This is a genomic window from Streptomyces botrytidirepellens (assembly GCF_003721215.1).
Taxonomy (GTDB): Bacteria; Actinomycetota; Actinomycetes; order Streptomycetales; family Streptomycetaceae; genus Streptomyces; species Streptomyces himastatinicus.
The window spans coordinates 36,852-60,209 of the sequence record NZ_RIBZ01000098.1 but is presented as its reverse complement, the minus strand read 5'-3'; the positions used below and the strand labels follow the sequence as shown (position 1 = coordinate 60,209).

Genomic DNA, 23,358 nt, shown 5'->3' with positions numbered 1-23,358 from the left:
TTGACGAAGGTTTCGAGGCGCTGGAGGCCGTCGAGGTCGAGGTCGTTCGTCGGCTCGTCGAGCAGGAAGACGTCGTACCGGCTGAGCAGCAGCGAGGCGAGACCGGCGCGGGCCGCCTGACCGCCGGAGAGGGCGGTCATATTGCGGTCGAGCGAGACGTCCAGCCCCAGGGAGGCGGCGACCTCGTCGGCGCGTTCGTCGAGGTCGGCGGCGCCGAGGGAGAGCCAGCGCTCCAGGGCGACGGCGTACGCGTCGTCCGCGCCGGGCGCGCCGTCCGCGAGCGCCTGGGTGGTGGCGTCAAGGTCGGCCTGCGCGGCGGCCACGCCGGTACGACGGGCCAGAAACGCCCGCACGCTCTCCTCCGCCCGCCGCTCGGGCTCCTGCGGAAGGTGGCCGACCGTGGCGTGCGGCGGGCTGATCCGGATGGCCCCCTGCTCGGGGTCGGTGAGCCCGGCCAGCAACCGCAGCAGGGTCGACTTCCCCGCTCCGTTGACCCCGACGAGGCCGATGACCTCGCCCGGTGCGACGACGAGGTCGAGCCCGGAGAACAGGGGGCGGTCACCGTGTCCGGCGGCCAGATCCTTGGCGACGAGAGTGGCAGTCATCAGACACCCCATCCTAACCGCCGAGGGGCGTATCTCATGTTTCCCGGCGGCCCCGATGGCTTCTCGCGCCCCGCTGCTGGCCGTACGCAATGTCAGGGCCGTGGGCGCAGCATCTCGGCGACGAGGGAGGCGAGTTCGGGGGACTGCGCCCGATTGAGCCGGGGGTCGCAGGCGGTTTCGTATCGCTGGTGCAGATCGGCGGGGGATATCCGCTGTGCGCCACCCAGGCACTCGGTCACATCGCCACCGGTGAGTTCCACGTGCAGCCCCCCGGGGTGCGTGCCCAGCGCGCGGTGCACCTCGAAGAAGCCTCGGACCTGGCTGAGGATGTGGTCGAAGTGGCGGGTCTTGTAGCCGCTGCCGGACGTCACCGTGTTGCCGTGCATCGGATCGCACTGCCAGAGGACCGTATGGCCGGACGCGGTGACCTTCTCCACGATCGGCGGTAACACCTGGTGTACCTTGGCGCTGCCCATCCGGCTGATGATGGTCAGCCTGCCTGCCTCCTTGTGCGGGTCGAGCCGCTCAACGTATTCGACGGCCTGCTCCGGCGTGGTCGTCGGGCCTATCTTGATCCCGACAGGGTTGGCCAGCAGCTCGGCGAAGGCGATGTGTGCCCCGTCCAATTGCCGGGTCCGCTCGCCGATCCACAGGAAGTGCGAGGACAGGTCATACAGCTTCGGCGCGTCCGGGTCGCGGCCGTCCACGCGCAGCATGGCGCGCTCGTATTCCAGCAACAGGGCCTCATGGCTGGTGAAGAGCCCGCTGCCCGCCAGGGCCCGCTCGGTCGGCCCGGCCGCTCCCGTGGCGAGCAGTGCGTTCACCACGGCCATCGCGGCTTTGGAGTTGACGTAGGCGCGGACCATCCGGTCCGGGTCGGGGGCGCGGGCTTCGGCGGTCGCCTCGACCGCGTTGACGATATCGCCCCGATAGCTCGGCAGACCCGACGGGTCCAGGGGAGCCGAGCGCGGTTTCCCGTACTGCCCGGCCATCCGGCCCAGTGTGACCACCGGCAGTCGGCCAGCGGCGGTGAGCACCGCGGTCATCCGTGACAGGGTGTGGACGGTGCCCGCGATGTACCGCTCAGTGTTCTCCGCGAAGGTCTCGGCACAATCACCACCCTGGAGCAGGAACGCACGGCCGCCTGCCACGGCGGCCAGATGGGCCCGCAGCCGATCCACCTCCTCGACGCCGACCACCGGTGCCACGCTCTCCAGTACGGTCCGCACCCGGTGCACGGCCTCGGTGTCGGACCACTGCGGTTGCTGCGCCGCGGGACGGGCGAGTGCGTTGTCCACCGCGGCGCTCAAACGGTTCGGCGGCGGCGACGGGCGGGCCGGGGCGTACTGCGGAGCCGTAGGCGCTTTTTTGGTCAACGATCCCCCTCATGCAGTGCGACATGACCGTGAATGGAGCCGACGACGTCGTGATGGGGTGGGACGAGCGGAAACGGCCTCGCCAGAAGGCGCTACTGCGGTGAACCGGAGTCAGCACCTCTCCGATTCCCCTCGGCGGCCGTACCGACGGTTTCGATTTTATCGTCTTCGCCGCCGCGTGAATATCTGTTCTTGGACCATTTCGGTGGCCACCGAGAGGAGTGAAGAATGTCAGGCGCTTCGATACCGTGGCTCGGGTCGAACTACCTGGAGTACCCCCTCCAGTCACATTCCTGATGCGTGAGGAAAGGGCATGTGCGATGAGTGGACTGATGCGGGACAAGGTCGTTCTCGTGACGGGCGCCGCCCGCGGGCAGGGACGCGAGCATGCGGTGCGGATGGCGGGCGAGGGGGCCGATGTGATCGCCATTGACCTGTGCGCGACGCTGCCCGGTGTGGCCTACCGCTCCTCGGCCTCGACGGAGCTCGAAGAGACCGTCACCCTGGCGGAGGAGAAGGGGCGAAGGGCTGTGCCCGTGGTGGCCGATGTCCGTGACTTTGCTGGTCTGCGGGCCGAGGTCGACCGGGCCGTGGAGACTCTCGGGCGCCTGGACGCTGTGGTGGCCAACGCGGGAATCTGTATCCCCCGCGCCTGGGACGAGGTCACCGAGGAGATCTTCCGCGACACGATGGACATCAATGTGCGCGGGACCTGGAACACGGTGATGGCGACCGCGCCGCACCTGGTGACGGCGGGCGGCGGGTCGATCGTGCTGATGAGCTCCTCGGCGGGGCTGAAGGTGCAGCCGTTCATGATTCCCTACACCACCAGCAAGTTCGCGGTGCGCGGGATGGCGAAGGCGTTCGCCGCCGAGCTCGCGCGGTTCGGCATCCGCGTGAACAGTGTGCATCCGACCGGTGTGGACACAGCGATGGGCAGCCGCGCCATGCTCGCCCAGGTCGCCAAGGCGAGCATGGCCGATCCGCGGCTGCGCGGCATGTTGGTCAACATGCAGCCGGTGGACGGTATTACGCCGGAGGACGTGACCAACGCCGTGCTCTTCCTGGTTTCCGACGCATCTCGGCACGTCACCGCGCACGCCATGGCCGTCGACGCCGGAGTCAGCGAATTCTGAGCCGCGTACCGCCCCGTGGTCAGCCGCTCGCCGACGGGACGAGGTTCTCGACCGTCGCCCGCAGCCGGGTGCGCAGCACTGCGGGACTGCTGATGTGCAGCGTCCGCATGCTCAGGTCGCGTGCTGCCGCGATGACCGCCGCCCGGTCGTCCACCATCAGGGCCTCGCGCGGCTCGATCCCGCAGTGGTCCAGTGTCTCGGCGAAGTACTCGGCGGAGGGTTTGACCTGCCCGACCCGCCAGGAGGAGCACAGGTGGTCGAACAACCGGTAGTGACCATACCGGGCGTTCTTGAGGTGGTCCCAGTGCTCGGCTTCGTTGTTGGCCAGAACGACGGTGAGCTCCGGATGGGCGCGCCGCAACTCGGCCAGTTCCGCGACGTTGGCGTCGTAGCACCGGACACTGTCGGCGTACAGGCGGTCCACCCAGTCCCCGTTGAACGTGTCCGTCCGCGGGCTGCCCGCCTCGTCCAGGAGCGCGCGCAGGACATCGTGCACATGGCCGGCGCCGCGCTCGTAGACGTGCGCCGACGCCAGGAGGTCTGCCAGCAGCCGGCGTTCGTCCACGGCGTACCGGCGCGCGATCGTGAGAATGAAGGAGGTCTCTTCGGCGACGTTGTTGAACAGGACGCCGCCTGCGTCGACCAGCAACGCGTTGATCATCACTCAACCCCGATTCGGTCGTATCGGACATGGGCGATCGCGGTCTTGGGAGAAGTGGTCCGGATCGGACTGCTCGGCTCGCGCCGTGGAAGCGGCGGAGAGGGGGAATGTCATGACGCTCTACCACGATCTCGTCGGGCACACCTGGGATTCCGGGACCCGGCACTGGACTTTCTTCGACACCGCCCTCTACGCGATCGGCGTCGGGGCGGGCGCCGAGGACCCCACCCGTGAGCTGCGGTTCACCACCCAGGACTCCGGGGGAGCGACACCGGCGGTGCTGCCGACGTTCGCGGCTACCCTGGTGTCCCGCCGGGCCGAGCCCGTCTTCGGCGACTACGACGTGTCACAGCTGCTGCACACCTATCAGTCGGTGACGCTTCACGGCCCACTGCCGGTGGCGGGCGCTGCGGTCACGAACTCCCGCCTGACCGCGCTGCGTGACCGGGGCCGGGGCGCCCTGGCGGTCATCGACTCCTGCTGTGTGGACGCGTGCACCGGTCGGCCTCTCGCCGATCTCCGCACCGGGCTGACCATCAGGCGTGAGGGCGGCTTCGGTGGCGATCCGGGCAAAGAGGAGCCGTGGGAACGCCCGAAGGGGGAGCCCGACCATGCTGTCGGCTACCGCACCGCAGCCAACCAGGCCCTGCTCTACCGGCTCAACGGCGACCTGAACCCGCTGCACTCCGATCCCGCGATCGCCGCGCGCCTCGGGTTCAGCCGCCCTCTGCTGCACGGGCTGTGCACCTTCGGGTATGCCGGTAGGGCGCTGCTGCACGCGCTCTGCGAGGGTGAGACGTCCACGTTCGGCACCATGTCCGCAGGCTTCACCGCTCCCGTGCTGCCCGGTCAGGAGCTCGTCGTGCGGATCTGGGAGCGCGGCGAGTCGGCACTGTTCGAGGTGCGCTCGAACGGCAGGCTCGTCCTGGATCGCGGCAGATTCGATCGGCGCGTCGGCGCGGCGGGGTGATCCGGCCGCCGCCGGTGGGTCAGCCGGCCCCCCGGCGCCCATCGGGAGCGGCCAGGGTATCGGCGTACCACTGGACGGTGGCCCGCACCCCCTCCGGCAGCCCGATCCTCGGCCTCCACCCGGTGGCAAGCAGCCGGGAGACGTCCAGCAGCTTGCGCGGGGTCCCATCGGGCCTGCTGGTGTCCCACGTGAGCCGGCCGGTGAAGCCGACCGCATCGGCCACGAGCTTGACCAGGTCCGCGATGGTGAGGTCCTCGCCCACGCCGATGTTGACCGGCGACGGATCGTCATAGTGGTCCAGAAGGTGCATGCATGCCGCTGCCAGATCGTCGACGTGGATGAACTCCCGCCGCGGTGTGCCCGTGCCCCAGACGACGACCTCCTCGGTGCCGGACCGGACCGCCTCGTGGAACCGGCGGATCAGCGCGGGGAGGACATGCGACCGGGTCGGGTGGAAGTTGTCCCCGGGGCCGTAGACGTTCGTCGGCATCACGGAGATCCATCGCCGGCCGTACTGCCTGCGGTAGGACCTCACCGCGATCACACCCGCGATCTTCGCGATCGCGTAGGCGTCGTTGGTCTCCTCCAACGACCCGGTGAGCAGCGCGGACTCCGGGATCGGCTGCGGGGTGTGTTTGGGATAGATGCACGAGGAACCGAGGAACAGCAGCCGGTCCACCCCCGCCGCGTGCGCCGCGGTGAAGAGGTTGGTCTGGATTCGGAGGTTGTCGTTGAGGAACTCCACGGGCTCCGCGTCGTTGGCGGCGATGCCGCCGACTCGGGCGGCAGCGTCGATCACCACGGCGGGCCGGAGGAAGGTGACGTAGTCGAGCGTCGCCCGGCCGTCGGTGAGGTCCACGTCGGCCGAGTGGATCCCGGCGACCGAAGTGAACCCCTGGGCCCGGAGACGGCGAACTATGGCCGAGCCCACGAGACCGGACGAACCGGCCACCAGCACGGTGGCCGAGCGGTCCAGGGGGAGGGGGTGCGCGGACATGGTCGCTTCCTATCCTCGGCCTGTGGTGGGTTCCGGGGCCGGCCGTAGCACGTCCCGGCCGCCGCCGAACGGTTCCGGGAGCTCCAGCCCCCGGCAGTGCAGGGCCCCCAGGAGGCGCAGCAGGGAGACCGGCTCCGGGGTCGCCCGGTGGCCGGATGCGACCACGAGCGGCTCGCTGATCTCCTCGGCCCGCAGAGTGTCACGGATCGGCCGGATCAGCACCGGGTGCGGGCCGATCTCCACGAACGCCCGGACGCCTCGTCCCGCTAGGGCGGACACCGCCTGGGTGAACCGTACGGGCTGCCGCAGATTGCGCGCCCAGTAGTCCGCGGTGCCGAGCCCGCCCGGCTCCGGCTCGGCATCGACCGTCGAGATCCAGGGGGTGTGCGGGGTGGCGGGGGCCAAGTCGGCGAGCGCGGCGCGCATCTCGGACAGCACGTCGTCGACGAACGGGCTGTGCGACGCAGCGTTGATCCGGATGAGCCTGCATCGCACACCCTCGGCCTCCAGCGTGCCCACCAGTGCACGTGTGGCCTCGCTCTCCCCGGTGACCACCGTCTCCCTCGGCGCGGTGTGGGCGGCGACCACCACCGTCCCCGGCGTTCGGGCGCAGCGCTGCTCGACGGTGTGCCGGTCCAGCCCCACCGTGGCCATCGCCCCGCCGCCCGCCGCCCGCGCGAGCAGGCCGGAGCGTACGGCGACGACCCGCGCCGCCTCGGCGAGGGACAGGACACCCGCGACATGGGCAGCAGCGACCTCGCCGAGGCTGTGCCCCACCACCGCCTCCGGCCGCAGGCCCAGCGACCACAGCCAGTGGGCGGTCGCGACCTGCACGGCGAAGATGAGCGGCTGCGTCACCTCCGGCCCGCCGGCCTCACCGTCGGACATGGTCATCAGCGGTTCGATGACCCCGCCCGGCAACAGCGCGTCGAGCTCGTGCAGCACTCGCGCCGCCGGGGGTGCCCAGTCCACCAGGGCGCGCCCCATGCCCGGCCACTGACTGCCGTGGCCGCCGAAGCACCAGGCCGTGCGGGTGGCGGCGCCATCGGGCCGGCCCGAGAACCACCGCGCACTGGGCAGGCCGTCGGCGAAGAAGGACAGCCCCTCGGCCAGACCTTCCGGATCTGCGGCGGTGACCGCCAAGCGTTCCATGTCGTCCCCCGCCGAAACGGGCCGCTCGGGCGTCACGGATTCGGGCCGGGCACCATGGGCGAGTAACCCCGCGGCCCTTCTCGCCACGTCCGCCAATGCCGTCCGATCGGTGCCGGACAGCACCAGCAACCAGGGTGGGGGAGAGGGCAGTGCGCTGTTGGTTGACATATGCGCTTCCCCTTTTCATCGAAACGGATCTGATGGGTGTTTGTTCTTGCTACTATCGCGGTGCCGGCCATTTCGGACCGTTGCTCGACAAGACCGTTGTCCGGGAATTGGTAAAGGAGCAGAAAAAGAATGCCGGAAACTTCGTTCCAGGGCCAGGCCGTGGACACCACACCTGCCTCCGACGTATTTCTCGTCATCGGCATACCCGGGTCCGGGAAGAGTTCGGTATCAGCGGAGCTGGCCCGTCGGTTCCCCCTCGGCGCGCACATCGAGGGCGACCACCTCCAGGACCTGATCGTGTCGGGGGGGCACCTGCCCTCGCCGGAGGAGGACCTGGAGGCCGACCGTCAGCTACTGCTGCGCGCCCGCAATGCATCGGTGCTGGCGCGCAGCTTCCACGCCGCCGGTGTCGTCCCGGTCATCGACGACGTCGTCGTCCGGCGCGCGCACCTTGAGTTCTACCTCGATCACCTGAAGGACCTGCCGTTGCGCCTCATCGTCCTCGCACCGTCGGCTGAGGTCGTCGGTCGGCGGGTCGCCGAACGGGACAAGGTGCTGGCGGACGACTGGTCCTTCCTGGATGAGGCACTGCGCACCGAACTCACGGGTGAGGGGGCGTGGTTCGACAGCTCCAGGATGACCCTGGAGGAGACGGTCGACGCCATCCTGGCGAAGGACTGATCCGCCGAGCGACGGTTCCGCGCGGGGCCTGGTGGATTCCCTGCCAGGGCCCCGCGCACGGACTCGTCGCTCATCAGCTGCCGTTCACCCGGCGGATGGCGGTCAGCCAGGTGCGCATGAGGTGGGCGCTGCGGTGCAGGAACGCCCGTGCGTCGGGGGTCCAGCCGCGGCCCCGGGCCTGTTCGGCGAAGTCCTGCAAGCCGTGGCTGAGGGATTCGTAGGACTCACAGTAGTCGCTGCCCTCGATCGAGAACTCCCGTAGCCAGTCCAGGAGTTCGTCCATGAAGCGGATGGCCGGCAGCTCGATGACGAGGTCGTTGAGCAGGTCGTGGTCGTTGCGCTCGTGATTGACCAGGGGGCCGCCGAACCGCACCGCGTGCCCCAGATGCTTGGCGCACGCCGCCACGAAGTACCCGCTGAAGATGTCGCCGAAGCGCTCGACCGCAGCCCCGCCGATGGACTGGCCCATGCGCAGGAAGTAGTAGGCGGGCAGGGCGTCGTGGTGCACTGCGGTGTTCTGGGAGTTGACCGGGCACCAGGTGTCCGCGGCCAGTACGGCGGCCTCGCCGCCGTAGGCGGTGACCCTCGGCCGGACGGCAAGCCGGGTGACCGCGTCCACATCGGGGTCGTCGAGCCACAGCCCGGCGTTGACGCGGACGTCGGCCGTCTCCTCCGTGCTGGTGACCTCGGTGCCAGCCTCTCGTGGAGCGTAGGGGAAACCCCGTGGGAAGACCCGGCAGGGGCTGACGGTCAGCAGGTCGCAGGCGTTGAACCAGCCGTTGCCGACCGAGACCACGCGGTGGCGGGTCGGGCCCCGGAGAACGATCCGGTGTTCGTCGAGGAACGGACTGTCGACCGGCAGGTTGTCGTCGTCCATGGACACGGCCAGGGCACTGTCGTTCATGTACGACAGCAGGTAGCCGATGTTGCGCCGATTGTCGGAGTCACAGGGGATGAGATCGGGTATCCCGAGCTTCGCCAGCAGCCGGTCCTGCTCCTCCACATCGGGGGCCACGATCGTGGCCCCCCGGGCGCGGGCCCGCTCGCAGGCGTCGTAGAACGCGCTGGGCGTCTTGCGGTCGGGGATGACGACGAGCCGGGCACCATCCTCGGCAAGGGCGTCGGTGTAGTGGTCCAGGAACGACCCGGAACCGATGGTCGTCATGACGATATCGATCGTCTCAGACATGTGGTCACTCCAAAGGGGGAATGTCCCGCCAGTGCCGCAGCCGCGAGGACGCGGTGACGAGCGGGGCGCTGAGCCAGAGGAACATCACGATGGCCAGTCCGAGCCGCGGGCCGAACAGGCTTCCCAGGCCGCCGCCGACGAGTCCGCCGAAGAAGAGCATGCCCCGGCTGACGAACCGGACGCAGGCGACCGTCCGCTGTAGCAGATCGGCTGGTGTCAGCAGTTGTACGAGCGTGGCCTGCCCGACGGTGAATACGGCGTATCCGGCGTGGAAGAGCGTGGCGCCCATCAGGAACAGGGACAGCCCCGGGCCCGGCCGGGTCAGGGGGAGAAGCAGTCCCGCCGGGGCCAGGACGGTGGCCGGGATCCAGACCGAGCGCGCGGTGCCCAGGCGGCGGCTGACGCGGCCCGCACTGAACGCGCCGATCAGCCCACCGATGCCCACCGACCCCAGCAGCATGCCCAGGGTGCCCGGGGCAATTCCGACGTCGTCGGCCAGGAAGATGACAACGAGGGCCTCGTACGCGGCGAAACAGCAGTTTCCTATGGCCGAGCCCGCTATCGAGGCCAGGATGACACGCTGTCGCGTAACGAACCGGACGGCCTCCGCGAGCTCGGTCCACATGCCACCGGCACGAGTCGAGGAGCTGGTGGACTCGATGCGGGATCGCATGAGCAGATTGCACGACGCGGACACGACAAATCCCGCCGTGTTGACCAAGGGGGCGCGCTCGGGGCCGAGCAGTTGCACCGTGAACCCTGCCACCGTCGGTCCGAAGGCCAGCGACACCGCGCGCGCGATCTGTAGCCGGATGTTCCCGTAGACGAGCTTGTCCTTCGACAGCATCCGCGGCGGCATGGACAGGTACACAATCTCGTAGAACACCGTGGCACAGCTGACCAGGACGTTGGACAGGTACAGATGCCACAGCGCCAGGTGTCCGAGCGCAGAGAGGACCGGCACCATGGTCACGATCGCTGCGCGGCTGAGGTCGGTCAGCAGGAGCATGGTGCGCGGCCGCAGCCGCGTGCTGTACACCCCGGCGGGCAGGGTGACGATGAGCCACGGCAGATAGCCCGCCGCGGTGATCAGACCGACCTCGCCCACCGTCGCCCCGAGGGCCCGGGCCGCGAGCAGGGGGAAGGCGACCACCGTCGCCATCCCGCACAACTGGCTGATGCCGCTGCCGACCCACAGCAGACGGAAGTCCCGTTCGCGGACGGACTCCGGCGCCGTGGCCCCGGGACCGGACATCACCGGTGCCCCCTTCCTCCCGGCACGCGTCGGATCTCGGTTCGGAAACGCCCGGCGGCTCACGGACGCGCATGCTGGTCGGGGGAGCCGGCGATGAACGCCTCGACGGCTTCGTATGCCTCCGAGTCACGGTACTGCTCGGGCGGCGACTTCATGAAATATGATGAAGGTGCCGCCAGCGGGCCACCGATCCCGCGGTCGAGCGCGATCTTGGCCGCCCGCACGGCGTCGATGACGACGCCCGCCGAGTTCGGCGAATCCCACACCTCGAGCTTGTACTCCAGCGACAGCGGGACGTCGCCGAACGCGCGTCCCTCGAGCCGCACATAGGCCCATTTGCGGTCGTCGAGCCACGGCACGTGGTCGGAGGGCCCGATGTGCACGTTGTTCTTCTCGATGCCGCGATCGACCTGTGAGGTCACTGCCTGGGTCTTCGACGTCTTCTTCGATGCCAGCCGCTTGCGCTCCAGCATGTTGCAGAAGTCCATGTTCCCGCCGACGTTGAGCTGCATCGTGCGCTCGAGGTGGACGCCGCGGTCCTCGAACAGCCGGGCCAGCACACGGTGCGTGATCGTCGCGCCCACCTGCGACTTGATGTCGTCGCCGATGATGGGCACGCCCGCCTCGGTGAATTTCGCGGCCCATGCCGGATCGGAGGCGATGAACACGGGCAGCGCATTGATGAACGCCACGCCCGCGTCGATCGCGCACTGTGCGTAGAACCGGTCCGCTTCCTCGCTGCCGACGGGCAGATAGGAGATCAGCACGTCGGCCCGCGACTGCCGGAGCACCTCCACCACGTCGACCGGTTCCTGCTCCGACTCGGTGATGGCCTCGCGGTAGTACTGTCCGAGACCATCCAGGGTGGGCCCTCGCCGCACCGTGACGCCGGTCGGCGGGACATCGCAGATCTTGATGGTGTTGTTTTCCGACCGGGAGATGGCGGACGAGAGGTCCTGCCCGACCTTCTTGGCATCCACGTCGAACGCCGCGACGAACTCCAGGTCGCGCACGTGGTAGCCGCCGAAGTCGACGTGCATCAGCCCGGGCACCCGGGTCGCGGGTTCCGCCTCGGCGTAGTAGTGCACTCCCTGCACGGCCGAGGCGGCGCAGTTGCCGACGCCCGCGATCGCCACGCGAATCCTGTCCATGGTTCTTCCCTTCGCAAAATCTCCGGACCGAAGGCCGGATTGCCTTGACGGCCGGTCATCCCCTCGCGCCGCCGGCCAGGACACCGCCGGTCATGGCTCCACCGGGGCCGCTCCGGATCTGGCCGACCGCTCCGCGGCCAGCGCACAGCGCAGCGCCTCATGGGAGTCGCGCCAGCCGCCCGAGGCCGGGTCACCGGCCCCGCCGGCGGCCAAGGCCAGGAACGCCCGCACCTGTTCCCGGTAGGCGGTGGCGAACCGGTCCCAGTACCCGCGGAAGCGCGGGAGCTCCGCTTCGCCCGACCCCGGTACGTCCGCGCGGGCCAGCCCCGCCGCCAAATGACCTCGCTCGCCCAGCACTTCGGCCCGGACGTCGTAGCCCACAGGCTGCCACCGGCCCGCGGCGAGCACGACCTGTGTGCCGTCGTCGAGCCGGATCATCGCCGTGACCGTGTCGAAGTCGCCGATGTTCGTCAGCTCCGGGCAGGACACCGCCGCGCCGTCGGCTACGACCTGGACGATCCTGTGCCCGGTCAGCCATCGCACCATGTCGAAGTCGTGCAGCATGAGGTCGGTGAAGATCGAACCGCTCTCGCGGAGCCGCGCGATCGGCGGCGGCGACACATCGTGCGACACCAGCCGGAGGGACTGGAGACGGCCCAGCTCTCCGGAGGTGGTGCGGGCCCGCAGGTCGGCGAAACCGGGGTCGAAGTGCCTCTGGAACCCCACCCACAGCGGAACCCCGTGTGCCTCGGCCAGCCTGCCCAGCGTCTCGGTCTGCTGGAGGTCGGTGGCCAGCGGCTTTTCACACAGCGTTGGCACCCCGGCCTCGATCAACGCCCCGACCAGTTCCGGATGGCTCGTGGTGGCTGCCGTCACCAGCGCCGCGTCACAGCCACGGGACACCAGTTCCCCGACCGAGCCGGCGACGCTCCCCGAAGTGGCCTTCCACGCCAGTTTCTCGGCGCGGTCGCGGTCCGCGTCCACGAAGACCAGGCGGTGGGAACCCAGCGCGTCGAGGTGTTCGGCGTACATCGCGCCGATCTGACCGCAGCCCACGATGCCGACGACCGTGCTCGCGCTCATCGGCTCACCCCCGCGGCCTGCGCAACGGCGGAATGGGCCAGGGCGACCAGGTTCGCCGACCTGCGGCGCTCATGCAGGCGGGCGCCCCACCGCGCGGCCCGCTCGGTGAACCGGGCATCGCCGAGGACCTCGGCAATGCCCTGCCGGACATCGCCTACGCGGACGCACGACTGGTCGGACGGGCCGGAGTACCGGTCGCTGAAGGACAGCCGCCCGTGAGAGGTGGTCTCACTGGTCCGCAGCAGTACGCCGGATCCGGTGGCCTCGACCAACTGCCTTCCGTTCATCTCCTGTTCGGACATGAACGGCATGACGACCGAGGGCTTGCCGTGTTCGAGCGTGGCCAGCACCGTGGCCGAACCCCCGTGGCTCAGCACCACATCGGCCCACTTCAGCGGGGTGTGCAGACCGGTGAAGCCCGCCACGACGACATTGTCCGGCACCGCCAGATCGCCCTCGAAGGCGAAGCCGCTGGAGACGTACACGCTCCACGGCTGCTCCCCGCAGGCGTCCAGCACGTTTTGCAGGGCTTGGCGGCCCACGGTGCCTCCGCTGCCGATGGTGACGTACACCTTCGGCCGACCGGTCTCCGGGGGTGTGGGGGTGCCGGTCGCCACCACCGGGTTCCAGTACATCGGCCCCACGTAGTGCAGATCGCCCCGGTGGGGCGGCCCCTCGACCGGTTCCAGATCGGGCAGGCTGGACACCAGGGTCACATCGCCCCACAGCAGATGCTCTGCTCGGGCCACCGGTCCCAGCCCCAGCTCGCGCGACATCTGGTCCCAGACCGGGAGGCTCGGCGGGTGGGGGAGCAGGTCCCGCGGCGACACCGTCGACCACGGCATCCATCCGTTCGGCCTCGGGGTGATGAAGTCCGCGTCGGCGAGGGAAACCACCGGGATGCCCGTGGCCCGCGCAGCGAGGGCCGCGGTCGGACACATGTCGATGACGACCACCGTCGGCCGGTAAGCCTCGATCAGGCGGGTGTCCGCCGCGACCCGCTGCCGAACGCGCTCGATCCGGTGGTACGTGGCCGCGACCGCGAACACCCGCTCCACATCGGCGAACGGCAGATACGGCGGCATCGGGTGCCGGTCGGGCGGGCGGGGGGCCTCGGGGGCGGAGTCCAGCACCGGGAAACCGGCCTCGCGCACCATGGCGCTGATGCCGCAGTCCACGAACGCCACCCTGTCGCCCGCCTCGGCCAGGGCCTGGGCCAGTACGAGGCACCGGCCGGTGTAGGCCGCGCCGCCTCCCCAGCCCCAGGGGAAGAACAACACTCGTTCGGTCACGCGTCCTCCTGCTCGTTCGGTCGTCTCTGGCCGTTCAGGTCGTCATCCCGCCGTCCACCGCGATCACCTGCCCGGTGACGTACGAGGCCGAAGAGGAGCACAGGAAGGCCACGACCGAGGCGATCTCCTCGACACGGCCCACCCGCCCGAGCGGTGTCCGGTTCACCACCTCGTGCCGCGCCTTTGCGGGCAGTAGGTGATAGGCGGGGGTGTCGGCGACCAGGCCGGGGGCCACGCAGTTGCAGGTGATCCCGTACCGCCCGTACTCCCTGGCCACCGTCCATGCCAGCCCGTGCAGACCGGACTTGCCGGCCGCATAGGCGGCTTGGCCCGGTTGCCCCCGCAGGCCCGCCACCGAAGACACCAGGACGATGCGTCCGCCCGCGTGCCGCGTCATGGCCCGCACCCCGGCCTGGAGACAGCGGAACGCTCCGCTCAGATTGACCGCGATCTGCTCGTCCCATTCGTCCTCCGGGACGCCCAGCAGCAGCCGGTCCTTGTGCACCCCGGCATTGACCACCAGGGCGTCCAGACGGCCGAATTCCTCAACGACCCGCCCGACGACCTGTCTGCCGCTATGCGGGCGGGAGAGGTCGGCCGACAACGCGACCGCGGCCGCGCCCGCCGTCCGGAGGTCGTCGGCCACGGCCGCCGCCGCTTCCTCGTTCCGGTGCGCGTGCACCCCCACGGCGTAGCCCGATCGGGCCAACTGCTGGGCTATCGCCCGCCCCAGCGGGCCGGAACCCCCGGTCACCAGGGCTGCCCGGACGCTCACGTCATCGATTCCTGGTACAGGGGGAAGCACGTGTTCTCGATATGCGCGAACCGCGCGCGCAGCCGGGCGGACGCCCCGGGGTCGAAGGGGCTCTCCTGGCCGCCCGCGGCGACCAGGGCCTCCCGCAGCCGGTTCAGCGAGGTCCGCAGCGGACGGCTCAGCTCCAGGACGCGCGGGTACACCGCGAGTGGGTCCGGTTGCTCGTGCGCCGCGATCAGGGCGATACCCAGCCGCTTGGCACGGACCCGGGCGTCGAGTGCGGCGGTCCGGACCGCGGCGATCTCGGGGGGCAGAACGGGCTCCTCGCCGGAGGCGGAGGGCACGGCGAGCGCGTTGCCGTAGATGAACAGCTGGGGCTGGATGTCGCCGAGCACCAGCACATGCAGCGCCCGGGCCGTCACCAGCCCGAGACCGCTCTCGGTGAGCTGGTCGAGGAGCTCACCGAGCGCGTGTGCCCCCACCGACAGCAGCGCGGTGTCCCGGGCCAGCCGTTCCGCGAAGTACTCCTCCACGTCGCTGTCGTCCGGCGCGTCGGTCACCGTGACGGTGCTCACCCAGGTGAACAGTGCCTGAAGCTCGGGCGTGAGTCTCCAGTGGCGCCGGAAGCCGTCGTCCAGGTCGGCATCGGTGTCCAGTACGGTCATCAGGCTGTCGTCCGGAGACCAGCGCACCGCCAGTACCGCGTGGTCATGGAAGTGGTAGCGGCCTTCGTACACGTCGCCGGGCAGGTGGAAGCGGTCCGGCAACACCATGACCGGCTCACCGGCGGTCAGGCGCTCGAGCACGAAGGGCACATTGCGGCTGCCGTCGTCGAACTCCGTGCGGTAGTCCACCCGACAGCCGTCGAAGTCCTTCGCCAGATCCCGGCCCACCGGATCCAGCGGGCCGTTGAGTGCGCGGGCGACGGCCAGTGAATCGAGCCCCCGGAAGCGGAGGACGGCCTCGACACAGCGCAGCACGCAGTTCAGCCCGTCCAGCGCGCGGTCCCGCCACCCCAGCGCCCCCAGCTGATCGAACCGTGGCACCATCGCGCCGGTCACCGCAGGTCACGGCCTGCGGTGCGGGCGCGGGCGACCAACGTGTCGGCCAAGTGCCCCAGGTTCTTGAAGACCGTCCAGTCGGTCTCCTCCTCGCTGTAGGGCACTCCCCACTGTTCCTCGAAGCGGGAGAACACCACGATCAGGTCCAGCGAATCCATGCCGATCTCGTCGAGCGTGGTGGTTTCGCTGAGCTGATCGGGCAGGTGGGGCCGTTCCGCGAGCACGGTGGTGATGAGCTCCAAGGCGAGCCGGCGGTCGGTCTGCTGGGTGTTGGCACTGTCGGTCATGTGCGCGTCCCTCTCCTCGTCGTGTGCGTTGGTGCGTTGGCGTGTGCGTCCGCGTCCGCCTGGGGCGGTGGGTCAATCTCCGCCCTCCATCAGCAGGCCCCTGCGGACCTTTCCGCTGCCGGTTCTGGGCAGCTTGTCGACCCTCCGGATCACCGTGGGCACCTTCACCGTCATGAGCTGTTCGCCGGCTCGGCGGCGCAGTGCCGCGGTGTCGAACCCGTCGGCGTCGGCCTCGACGAAGGCCCACACCTGTTGCTCCCCCGAGGGCCCCGGCCGGCCCACCACGGCGCAGTCGCTGATCCCGGGGAGGCCGCGCAGGACGGTCTCCACCTCCATGGGGGAGACCTTGTTCCCGGCGATGTTGATGAGCAGGTCGCCGCGCCCGGTCAGTCGGAGCCCGCGGTCGTCGAGCACCCCGAGGTCGCCGGTGGTGACCCATCCCTCGTCGTCGGCGAGGGCCACCGCATGCCCCTCCTCCAGCCGGACGGGGGACAGACCGGGGAAGCGCGCCGCCACCGGGCCCGGCTCGCCCGAGCCCGCCGTCAGCCCGACCCCGGGGAGCGGCTGTCCGACGCTGCCGCTGCCGCCGGCCGGGGTGAGGGTCAGCTGACCGAGTTCGGAGTTGCCGTAGTGGTCGTACACGGCGATACCGGCGTCGTGCCAGGCCGCGACCGCCTGAGCCGGGAGGGTGTCGCCCGCGCTGACGCACCGGTCCCAGGAGCCCGCGCGTGGCACCCCGCCCCGGCCCCACCAATCCAGGACCATCGGAACGCTTTGCAGGACGGTGGGCCGGTGGCGCTCGGCCAGCAGCGCGGCGCGCGCCGGGGTCAGCGGGCCGGTCGGCACGAGCTGGCAGGCTCCCGCCGACAGGACGGCCAGGGTGCCCGCCTCGATCGCGTAGCTGTGGCCGAGCGGACTCGTGGTGAGCACGACGTCATCGGCATCGAGGCCGAACTGTCGCGCGAACGCGGCCGAGTTGCGCAGGGTCCCCGGCCACTCGCGGGAGATCACCTTGGGCCGGCCGCTGGTGCCCGAACTGCTCACCGCGAAGGCCGGCTCCCCACTGCTCCGCTCGACCGGCGTCAGCCGCGTCACCAGGCCGCGGTCGAGGCTCAGCTCCGCGCCGAAATCGGCCAGCGCGGCCGAGCGCTCCGCGTCGCCGGTACGCTCCTGGAGGACCAGCACCGCAGCGTGAAGGCTGGTCGCCGCGGCGAAGTCGACCACCGAGTCCAGCGAGGACGTGAGGACGGCGCCGACCCGGGTCCCCGGGCCGACCCCGGAGGACCGCAGCTCCCGCGCACGCTTCGTGACCTCGCGCTCCAGCTCGGCGTACGTGACCGATCGCTGTCGGTCCACCAGCGCGCGACGGCTCCCCCGGCCGGCCCGGCGATGCTCGGCGAGGACGTCCAGCAGCGTGTCGTCCATCATGGTCATCCCTCCTTGTACGCCGTGCAGCGATAGCCGTGTCGCCTGCCCGCCGCGGCCACGGTGACCGTGGCCGCCTCGCGGTCGCCGGCCACCACCGCGGCCAGCTCCGCCAGCGGGGCGGTCGCGCGCGCATCGGCCGACCGCGCCGCCGACGGTGGGCACTTCTCGACCGGGCCGGTCCTCGCGAGCACGCGGGCCCCCCGTGCGCGTGCCCGCGAGGCCGTCTCCAGGACCAGGAACGCCGCCCACCCCGTCTCCGGTTCGCTACCGCAGGCGCGGGCGGCGGCGGGACTGAACAGTTCGTACGCTCCGCAGAGCACGGGGGCGCCCCCTGCCAGCCGGATCCTGCGCTGCCCGATCGCGAGGGCCTGCATCCCGGCGCCGGGCCCGAGCACGGTGGCGCAGTAGCCGCCCAGTCCGTGGCGCAGACAGATCAGCGACGTCACCCCGTGGGCGTTGAAATACAGGAAGGACTCGGGTGCCAGGGAGGAGCGCGCACCGGCGTCCAGCCGCGCGCGGATGGACTCCGCCACATGCCCCGAGCCGTACACCGAGCCGGTGACGCAGCCGGTGCCCGCCGGGTCCGGCTCACCGGCTCCGGCGAGCGCGTGACCCGCCAACTCGACGATGCGTTCAGGGAGTTCCCGTGTCCACTTGTTCACATCACGCCAGCCGTCGGCGCCCGCCGTGTGCGCGCGCCACAGGTCCTCGGTGTCGACCTCACCCGAGGACACAGCAGTGATCACCACTTGTTCGTCCATCAGACCCTCCGCAGGACGAGCGCGGTGTTCATCCCGCCCAGGCCGCAGGACACGCTCAGCGCCGTCCGCAGGTCCGGCATGGGCCGAGGGGCGTCCTCGAGCACCAGGTCGAGGTCGTCGCAGACCGGGTCGACCGGCTCGGCGCCCCAGGTGGGAGTGACCGCTCGATGAGTCAGGGACAGCACGCAGGTCAGGGCCTCGACGGCGCCCGCACCGCCCTGTAGGTGCCAGAGCACGCCCTTCACGCTGTTGACGGGCACCGAGGACAGCCGCGGGCCGAACACCGCGCGCAGGGCCTCGATCTCCGCGGTGTCACCGCGTCGGGTTCCTGGTCCGTGGGTGTTGACGAAGTCGATGTCCTCCGGTGTGAGCCTCGCGTCGGCCAGGGCGAGCCGTACGGCCAGCTCGATGCCGTCGGCTCCGGGGGCGGCCAGATGGCCGGTGGCGTTCGTCATCCCGCAGCCGGCCAGCACTGCCAGCGGGCGCCCGGCGGTGCCGGATCCGGTGTCGTCGAGCGGTTCGAGCCTGAGCACGGCGGCGCCTTCGGACAGGCCGATACCCCGCCGCCGGGTGCTGAAGGGCCGGCATCCCTCCGGGCCGAGGGTGCGCAGTGAGTTCAGGCCCAGGAAGGCCATGTCGGTTACGGCGTCGGCGCCGCCCACCACGGCGGTGGCCGCCTCGCCGACGGCCACCAGGTCCCGGGCCACCGCGATGGCCGCCGCGCCCGAGGCAGAGGCGTTGGCGATGGTGAGGGCCTCGCCGCCCAGTCCGGTCCGCTCGGCGCAGGCTGCGGCCAGCTCCCCCGCGCAGTATCCCGGCCGGGGCGGGACGGCACCGGGGTCGGTGGTCCCCAGCACCAGCGCCACGTGCTCGCGCAGGGCACCGTCGAACCCGTCGAGTGCCTCTGATACGGCGTACTCGGCGAGGTCCAGCGCGCGCCAGGTGCCGTCCCCGCTGGTGGGCCCGGGCACTTCGCCGGATGCGCCGAGGGTGGCGCCGGTGGCGTCGAACGCTGTGATGGGCGGACGGTGCGCCTGGCCGGTGGACAACGCCTCCCACAGCGCGGCCACGCCGACCCCGCCCGGGCCGCACACACCCAGACCGGTGACGGCGACAGCGCTCCCCTCGGTGCTCATTGCGGATCACCTCGATTCAGGGCCGTGGCCAGCGAGCTGATGCTCGCCGACTCGAGAACGGCGTCGTCCGACAGGGTCACGCCCAGCTCCTGCTCCAGCTCCCCGACCACCGTGATGAGCAGCACCGAGTCGACCCCGGCGGGCGCCAGCGGTTCGGTGTCGCTCAGCCACGGCAGACTCGCCTCTTCGTGAAGCTGGTGTGCGAGCTTGCTCCGCACGAGCGCCAGCAACTTCTGGTGGCTGTCCACGGTTACGCCACCTTCGCCGCGACCTCGAACGCCGCGTCGCACGCCGCCAGGGTGTGGTCGAGGTCGGTGTCGGTGGTGGCAGCGCAGATGAACCAGTGATGTGTCGGGTGCAGCAACACGCCCCGGCGGGTGGTTTCCGCGAAGAACGAGTCCTGCATCGCCCGTGATCGGCCCGGGTCGGGGTGGGTGAAACCCAGGAACGGCATCTGTGGCACACCGTGCACCCGGGCCGGGACGCCGTGCCGCCCTACGAGCTCGGTCAGGCCGCTCTGTAGCCGGACGCCGAGCCGGCGGACCCTGTCCAGTACGGTCCCGTCGGCCAGTTGGTCGATCGTCGCTACCGCCGCCGCCATCGACACGGTGTTGGAGTAGAAGGTGGACGAGATGTGTGTCTGCCCGACCATGGCCATCACGTCGGCCCGGCCGGTCAGCGCCGAGACCGCCCAGCCGTTGGCCATCGCCTTGCTGAACGTCGCGAGGTCGGCCCGCACGCCGTACAGCTCCTGCGCGCCACCCAGGGCCACCCGGAACCCGGAGCGCATCTCGTCGAAGACAACCAGGGCCCCTTGCTCATGGGCCAGATCGATGGCGCCTTGCAGGAAACCGGGTTCGGGACTGTCCAGTTCGAACGGCATCAGCAGCAGACAGGCCACCTGCCCGGCATGCCGCCGGAAGACCTCCCGCAGGTTGTCGAGGTCGTTGTACCGGAAGGTGTCGACCTGGGTTCGCACCGTGTTGGGGATCCCGCCCGGCCGCTGGGCGGCCCAGTCGTGCCACCCGTTGTAGCCCCAGCGCACCACCCGGTCGCGGCCGGTGTACGCCCGGGCCAGCCGCACCGCCGCACTGGTGGCGTCTGACCCGGTCTTGAGGAGGAACACCCGCTCCGCGCCCGGGATGACTCGTACAAGGCGCTCGGCGAGCTCGATGTGCGTCCGCTTGCGAAGCGTGATCGAGAAGCCCTCTTCGATTTCCTGCTGCGCGGCTTTCGTCACGGCCGGATCCGCGTGGCCGAGGATGATCGTGCCGTAGGCCAGGATGTAATCGAGGTACTCGTTGCCGTCGGCATCCCAGATGCGGGCGCCCCGGGCCCGCTCGCCGTAGACGGGATAGGCCCCCTCCACCAGCCGGTCCCGCTCGATGACGTAGTCCTTCTCTGACAGCGTCGCGTCGACGAGCCGGCCGCGGGCGAGCAACTTCATGGAATTGTCGAGCCGCAGCGCTCCGGTACGGTCGGTCACGGCATGGTCCCCCTCTACAGCTTGACGTCCTCTGTTCACCTGGTTCGCACGCCCCGCCGGTGCGGCGGGCCGCCCCGCGGTCACAGGACGACCGGCCCGGACCGGGCCCCGCGGACGAGCTTGCCGGGCAGTGCGCCGGTTGCCTCGCCCTCGCGGAAGGTGATCTCGCCGGCCACCACCGTCGCCACGTAGCCGTCCGCCTTCTGGATCAGGCGGCCGCCGCCCGCGGGCAGGTCGTGTACGAACTCCGGGGAGCGCAGGCTGAGCCGGTCGAGGTCGATGATGTTGATGTCCGCCCGGTACCCGGGGCGCAGCAGCCCGCGGTCGCGCAGCCCGTACAGCTGCGCGGGCTCCCAGGTCTGCTTCTTGATGACGAACTCCAGCGGTAGCCGGGCCCCCCGACTGCGGTCGCGCACCCAGTGCGTCAGCATCGATGTCGGCGTGCTGGCGTCGCAGATGAGCCGACAGTGCGCCCCGGCGTCGCTGAGCCCCAGCACCGCCTGCGGATGCAGCAGCATCTCGCGGATCGGATCGAGGGTGTACTCCGAGTAGCCGAGCAGCGGACGGTAGATCATCCCGCTGGTGTCCTCGGAGGTGAGGAAGTCGTAGATCAGTGTTTCCGGGTCCTGCCCGGTGCGCCGCGCGACGGCGTCGAACGACTCGTCGGCCGGGGGCTCGTAGTCGGGCTGGTTCGCCTTCATCGGGAAGTGGCGCTCGTAGCCCTGGGGGAACAGCGACGAGCGGGGGTCGGCGTCATCCGGGGCCTCGCCCAGGATCTTCTCCCGCAACGCCGGATCACGCATCGCCCCGCGGCGCTCGGCCGCGGGCAGATGGGCGATCCTCTTGTAGGACGGCCGCCTGCGGAACGGGTGCGTGGAGTCCAGGCTGATGATGATGCTGAAGGGTCGGCCCGCCACCTGGGGGTGCAGATCCGCGCCGCTTGCCACCGCGTCCTCGGCGACTTGGAGCAGCTCGCGCCACCCGTCCGGGTCGTTGTCGTTCTGGAACAGCCCGAAGGTGATCGGCCGACCGACCGCAGCCGACAGCCTGCGCATCCACTTGATCTCACCCAGCGGGTCGTCCACCTTCTCGCCGCCCGCCCCCAACGGCACGAGCTGGAACACGCCGGTGCCGACCTCACCGAGCACACCGCCGAGCGCGAACAGCTCGTCCTCGGCGGCGAAGGTGCCGGGTACCGGATCGCCGGTGATGGCGAGATGGGTGACGGTGCGGGAGGTGGAGAACCCGATGGCGCCCGCCTCCAGCCCCTGACGGACGAGCGCGCACATCCGCCGCAGGTCGTCCTCGGTCGGCGGCTCGTTGGCGGCGCCCCGGTCGCCCATCACATACGCGCGCAGCGCACCGTGCGGTACCTGCGCGGCGACGTCCATCACCCTCGGCAGGCGCTCAACGACGTCGAGGTACTCGGGGAAGGTCTCCCACTCCCAGGTGATGCCCTCGGACAGCGACGCGCCGGGGATGTCCTCGACCCCCTCCATGAGGCCGATGAGCCAGTCGTGGCGGTCCGGCTGGGCCGGCGCGAAGCCGACCCCACAGTTGCCCATCACCACCGATGTGACCCCGTGCCAGCAGCTCGGGGTGAGCTGGGGGTCCCAGCTGACCTGGCCGTCGAAGTGGGTGTGGATGTCCACGAATCCGGGGGTGACGAGGTGGCCACCGGCGTCGATCTCGGTCCGGCCCCGTCCGGGTACCCGCCCCACCCTGGTGATCACGCCGTGGTCGACCGCGACGTCGCCGGTGCGCGCGGGAATGCCGGACCCATCGCACAGCGAGCCGTTTCGAATGATCAGATCATGCATGGTGGTCCGGCCTCCTCGTGTCGTATGCGTGCCACTGCCCCGTCGGTGCGAAGAGCAGGTTCTGATAGGCGTAGCGGGTTCGCGGCCGGTGTGGCACCGGTGCGCCGCGCCGCAGTTCCCACGGCTCATAACCTGCGGTCATCAGCGTGTCCACCAGTTCGCGGCTCGATGGCGCACCGGCCACGTCGAGATCGCCGACCTCCAGCGAGATCACCGGTCGTCGGCGGGCCAGCAGGTCGCGCATCCCCTCCAGGACGTGCGCCTCCGCGCTCTCGGCATCGATCTTCACGAAGTCGACGTCGATGCCTTCGGCGCGCACGTGTTCATCCAGGCTGACCGCGTCCACGGTGAACGGCTCGGACGGGATCCGCTCCCTTACGACATCGGGCAGGCGCGCCTGGAAGGCTGAGTTGTAGGCGCTGTATCCGAGTCCGTGGTCATGGAAGACGAGTTCTTCCTTCTTCGACCAGACCGCTGCGGGCACGACCGAGGCGTTGGGCAGGCGATCGACGTTCGTCCGCAGGACAGCGAGCGTGGAGGGCGTCGGCTCGAACGACCTCACCTTCCCACCGGGCCCGACCAGCGCGCTCGCCAGCATCGTGTAGTAGCCGATGTGGGCGCCGACGTCGACCACCGTCGAGCCGGGACGCAGGTGGGAGAGGAGGAAAGCGGTCAGGTCGTAGTCCACGAAACCGTAGCGGTGGATGGACACCGACACCTCTTCCGGCAGCGCGATCGACATTCGCTGACCCCAAAAGGTCTTCGCGGTCGAGGGGCGGCCCTCACCACGGTGCCGACGCGCCCGAAGTGCACGCGTGCTCGGGTACGACGTTCTGATCGGGTGGCGCAGGCGCTGCGCAAGCCCTCGGAACCCAGCCGTGTGGGAGCGACGGTCGAGCGCTGACCGCC

The 23,358-nt window shown here is 70.4% G+C and carries 23 protein-coding genes; 3 read left to right on the top strand and 20 right to left on the bottom strand.

Translation table 11 applies throughout. The features are described from left to right. On the bottom strand, window positions 1-605 hold a 605-nt coding region (locus tag EEJ42_RS07805), incomplete at its 3' end, for an ATP-binding cassette domain-containing protein (protein ID WP_148081885.1). 92 nt (window positions 606-697) lie between these two features. Then, window positions 698-1,903, bottom strand: a complete 1,206-nt coding sequence (locus EEJ42_RS07800; protein WP_246096206.1) for a 3-deoxy-7-phosphoheptulonate synthase — start codon at window positions 1,901-1,903, stop codon at window positions 698-700. Window positions 1,904-2,313: 410 nt separating this feature from the next. Between EEJ42_RS07800 and EEJ42_RS07795 the strand changes: the two genes are divergently transcribed. Continuing rightward, window positions 2,314-3,117 (top strand): mycofactocin-coupled SDR family oxidoreductase, encoded by an 804-nt coding sequence (locus EEJ42_RS07795; protein ID WP_246096204.1) that lies wholly within the window; start codon window positions 2,314-2,316, stop codon window positions 3,115-3,117. 19 nt (window positions 3,118-3,136) lie between these two features. On the opposite strand, the gene EEJ42_RS07790 is transcribed toward EEJ42_RS07795, so the two are convergent. Beyond that, window positions 3,137-3,766: an HAD family hydrolase gene (locus tag EEJ42_RS07790; protein ID WP_221179337.1), complete on the bottom strand. Its 630-nt coding sequence runs from the start codon at window positions 3,764-3,766 to the stop codon at window positions 3,137-3,139. A 124-nt stretch (window positions 3,767-3,890) separates the two neighbouring features. Between EEJ42_RS07790 and EEJ42_RS07785 the strand changes: the two genes are divergently transcribed. Continuing rightward, window positions 3,891-4,748: a MaoC/PaaZ C-terminal domain-containing protein gene (locus EEJ42_RS07785; RefSeq protein ID WP_184502992.1), complete on the top strand. Its 858-nt coding sequence runs from the start codon at window positions 3,891-3,893 to the stop codon at window positions 4,746-4,748. A 19-nt stretch (window positions 4,749-4,767) separates the two neighbouring features. Here EEJ42_RS07785 and EEJ42_RS07780 read toward each other — a convergent pair whose 3' ends face one another. Both EEJ42_RS07780 and EEJ42_RS07775 read right to left on the bottom strand, forming a co-directional pair. Then, window positions 4,768-5,745: a GDP-L-fucose synthase family protein gene (locus EEJ42_RS07780; RefSeq protein ID WP_123099237.1), complete on the bottom strand. Its 978-nt coding sequence runs from the start codon at window positions 5,743-5,745 to the stop codon at window positions 4,768-4,770. Window positions 5,746-5,754: 9 nt separating this feature from the next. Next, a complete protein-coding gene (locus EEJ42_RS07775; protein ID WP_123099236.1) occupies window positions 5,755-7,065 on the bottom strand; it encodes an acyltransferase domain-containing protein in 1,311 nt (436 codons plus the stop codon). 129 nt (window positions 7,066-7,194) lie between these two features. On the opposite strand from EEJ42_RS07775, the gene EEJ42_RS07770 reads away from it, so the two are divergent. Further along, window positions 7,195-7,746, top strand: a complete 552-nt coding sequence (locus EEJ42_RS07770) for an AAA family ATPase (protein ID WP_123099235.1) — start codon at window positions 7,195-7,197, stop codon at window positions 7,744-7,746. A gap of 73 nt (window positions 7,747-7,819) precedes the next feature. Here the strand turns inward: EEJ42_RS07770 and EEJ42_RS07765 are convergent, their stop codons facing one another. From EEJ42_RS07765 to EEJ42_RS07695, 15 genes are all read right to left on the bottom strand, one after another. After that, a complete protein-coding gene (locus EEJ42_RS07765; RefSeq protein WP_123099234.1) occupies window positions 7,820-8,935 on the bottom strand; it encodes a hypothetical protein in 1,116 nt (371 codons plus the stop codon). A gap of 4 nt (window positions 8,936-8,939) precedes the next feature. Then, a complete protein-coding gene (locus EEJ42_RS07760) occupies window positions 8,940-10,190 on the bottom strand; it encodes an MFS transporter (protein WP_123099233.1) in 1,251 nt (416 codons plus the stop codon). Window positions 10,191-10,249: 59 nt separating this feature from the next. Next, window positions 10,250-11,341 (bottom strand): inositol-3-phosphate synthase, encoded by a 1,092-nt coding sequence (locus tag EEJ42_RS07755; protein ID WP_123099232.1) that lies wholly within the window; start codon window positions 11,339-11,341, stop codon window positions 10,250-10,252. 90 nt (window positions 11,342-11,431) lie between these two features. After that, window positions 11,432-12,424, bottom strand: a complete 993-nt coding sequence (gene hyg17, locus EEJ42_RS07750; RefSeq protein WP_123099231.1) for a Myo-inositol dehydrogenase Hyg17 — start codon at window positions 12,422-12,424, stop codon at window positions 11,432-11,434. Then, window positions 12,421-13,716: a glycosyltransferase gene (locus EEJ42_RS07745; protein ID WP_123099230.1), complete on the bottom strand. Its 1,296-nt coding sequence runs from the start codon at window positions 13,714-13,716 to the stop codon at window positions 12,421-12,423. The genes hyg17 and EEJ42_RS07745 overlap by 4 nt, the downstream gene beginning before the upstream one ends. Before the next feature lie 34 nt (window positions 13,717-13,750). Next, window positions 13,751-14,491, bottom strand: coding sequence for a 3-oxoacyl-ACP reductase FabG (gene fabG, locus EEJ42_RS07740; RefSeq protein WP_123099229.1), 741 nt, complete (start codon window positions 14,489-14,491; stop codon window positions 13,751-13,753). Continuing rightward, window positions 14,488-15,519 (bottom strand): BtrH N-terminal domain-containing protein, encoded by a 1,032-nt coding sequence (locus tag EEJ42_RS07735; protein ID WP_246096202.1) that lies wholly within the window; start codon window positions 15,517-15,519, stop codon window positions 14,488-14,490. Before EEJ42_RS07735 ends, fabG begins: the two co-directional genes overlap by 4 nt. A gap of 8 nt (window positions 15,520-15,527) precedes the next feature. Further along, complete coding sequence (locus EEJ42_RS07730; protein ID WP_123099227.1) at window positions 15,528-15,818, bottom strand: acyl carrier protein; 291 nt, start codon at window positions 15,816-15,818, stop codon at window positions 15,528-15,530. Between the two features lie 72 nt (window positions 15,819-15,890). Further along, window positions 15,891-17,246 carry a class I adenylate-forming enzyme family protein gene (locus EEJ42_RS07725; protein ID WP_246096200.1) on the bottom strand — a complete coding sequence of 452 codons (1,356 nt, stop codon included), beginning with the start codon at window positions 17,244-17,246 and terminating at the stop codon, window positions 15,891-15,893. Window positions 17,247-17,248: 2 nt separating this feature from the next. After that, entirely contained in the window at window positions 17,249-18,007 is a 759-nt protein-coding gene (locus EEJ42_RS07720; protein ID WP_123099225.1) for a 3-oxoacyl-ACP synthase, read from the bottom strand. After that, window positions 18,007-19,143: a beta-ketoacyl synthase N-terminal-like domain-containing protein gene (locus tag EEJ42_RS07715; RefSeq protein WP_123099224.1), complete on the bottom strand. Its 1,137-nt coding sequence runs from the start codon at window positions 19,141-19,143 to the stop codon at window positions 18,007-18,009. Before EEJ42_RS07715 ends, EEJ42_RS07720 begins: the two co-directional genes overlap by 1 nt. Continuing rightward, complete coding sequence (locus EEJ42_RS07710; protein ID WP_123099223.1) at window positions 19,140-19,391, bottom strand: acyl carrier protein; 252 nt, start codon at window positions 19,389-19,391, stop codon at window positions 19,140-19,142. The genes EEJ42_RS07715 and EEJ42_RS07710 overlap by 4 nt, the downstream gene beginning before the upstream one ends. A gap of 2 nt (window positions 19,392-19,393) precedes the next feature. Beyond that, window positions 19,394-20,629, bottom strand: a complete 1,236-nt coding sequence (locus EEJ42_RS07705) for an aspartate aminotransferase family protein (RefSeq protein WP_184502990.1) — start codon at window positions 20,627-20,629, stop codon at window positions 19,394-19,396. An 80-nt stretch (window positions 20,630-20,709) separates the two neighbouring features. Beyond that, window positions 20,710-22,449, bottom strand: a complete 1,740-nt coding sequence (locus tag EEJ42_RS07700; protein ID WP_123099222.1) for an N-acyl-D-amino-acid deacylase family protein — start codon at window positions 22,447-22,449, stop codon at window positions 20,710-20,712. Beyond that, complete coding sequence (locus EEJ42_RS07695) at window positions 22,442-23,191, bottom strand: FkbM family methyltransferase (protein ID WP_221179336.1); 750 nt, start codon at window positions 23,189-23,191, stop codon at window positions 22,442-22,444. The genes EEJ42_RS07700 and EEJ42_RS07695 overlap by 8 nt, the downstream gene beginning before the upstream one ends. Between the last annotated feature and the right edge of the window lie 167 nt (window positions 23,192-23,358).

Coding starts and splice junctions, on each gene's coding strand:
- EEJ42_RS07795 (WP_246096204.1), top strand. CDS start 2,314: ATGCGGGACAAGGTCGTTCTCGTGACGGGCGCCGCCCGCGGGCAGGGA.
- EEJ42_RS07785 (WP_184502992.1), top strand. CDS start 3,891: ATGACGCTCTACCACGATCTCGTCGGGCACACCTGGGATTCCGGGACC.
- EEJ42_RS07780 (WP_123099237.1), bottom strand. CDS start 5,745: ATGTCCGCGCACCCCCTCCCCCTGGACCGCTCGGCCACCGTGCTGGTG.
- EEJ42_RS07775 (WP_123099236.1), bottom strand. CDS start 7,065: ATGTCAACCAACAGCGCACTGCCCTCTCCCCCACCCTGGTTGCTGGTG.
- EEJ42_RS07770 (WP_123099235.1), top strand. CDS start 7,195: ATGCCGGAAACTTCGTTCCAGGGCCAGGCCGTGGACACCACACCTGCC.
- EEJ42_RS07765 (WP_123099234.1), bottom strand. CDS start 8,935: ATGTCTGAGACGATCGATATCGTCATGACGACCATCGGTTCCGGGTCG.
- EEJ42_RS07760 (WP_123099233.1), bottom strand. CDS start 10,190: ATGTCCGGTCCCGGGGCCACGGCGCCGGAGTCCGTCCGCGAACGGGAC.
- EEJ42_RS07755 (WP_123099232.1), bottom strand. CDS start 11,341: ATGGACAGGATTCGCGTGGCGATCGCGGGCGTCGGCAACTGCGCCGCC.
- hyg17 (WP_123099231.1), bottom strand. CDS start 12,424: ATGAGCGCGAGCACGGTCGTCGGCATCGTGGGCTGCGGTCAGATCGGC.
- EEJ42_RS07735 (WP_246096202.1), bottom strand. CDS start 15,519: ATGGTGCCACGGTTCGATCAGCTGGGGGCGCTGGGGTGGCGGGACCGC.
- EEJ42_RS07730 (WP_123099227.1), bottom strand. CDS start 15,818: ATGACCGACAGTGCCAACACCCAGCAGACCGACCGCCGGCTCGCCTTG.
- EEJ42_RS07725 (WP_246096200.1), bottom strand. CDS start 17,246: ATGATGGACGACACGCTGCTGGACGTCCTCGCCGAGCATCGCCGGGCC.
- EEJ42_RS07720 (WP_123099225.1), bottom strand. CDS start 18,007: ATGGACGAACAAGTGGTGATCACTGCTGTGTCCTCGGGTGAGGTCGAC.
- EEJ42_RS07715 (WP_123099224.1), bottom strand. CDS start 19,143: ATGAGCACCGAGGGGAGCGCTGTCGCCGTCACCGGTCTGGGTGTGTGC.
- EEJ42_RS07700 (WP_123099222.1), bottom strand. CDS start 22,449: ATGCATGATCTGATCATTCGAAACGGCTCGCTGTGCGATGGGTCCGGC.
- EEJ42_RS07695 (WP_221179336.1), bottom strand. CDS start 23,191: ATGTCGATCGCGCTGCCGGAAGAGGTGTCGGTGTCCATCCACCGCTAC.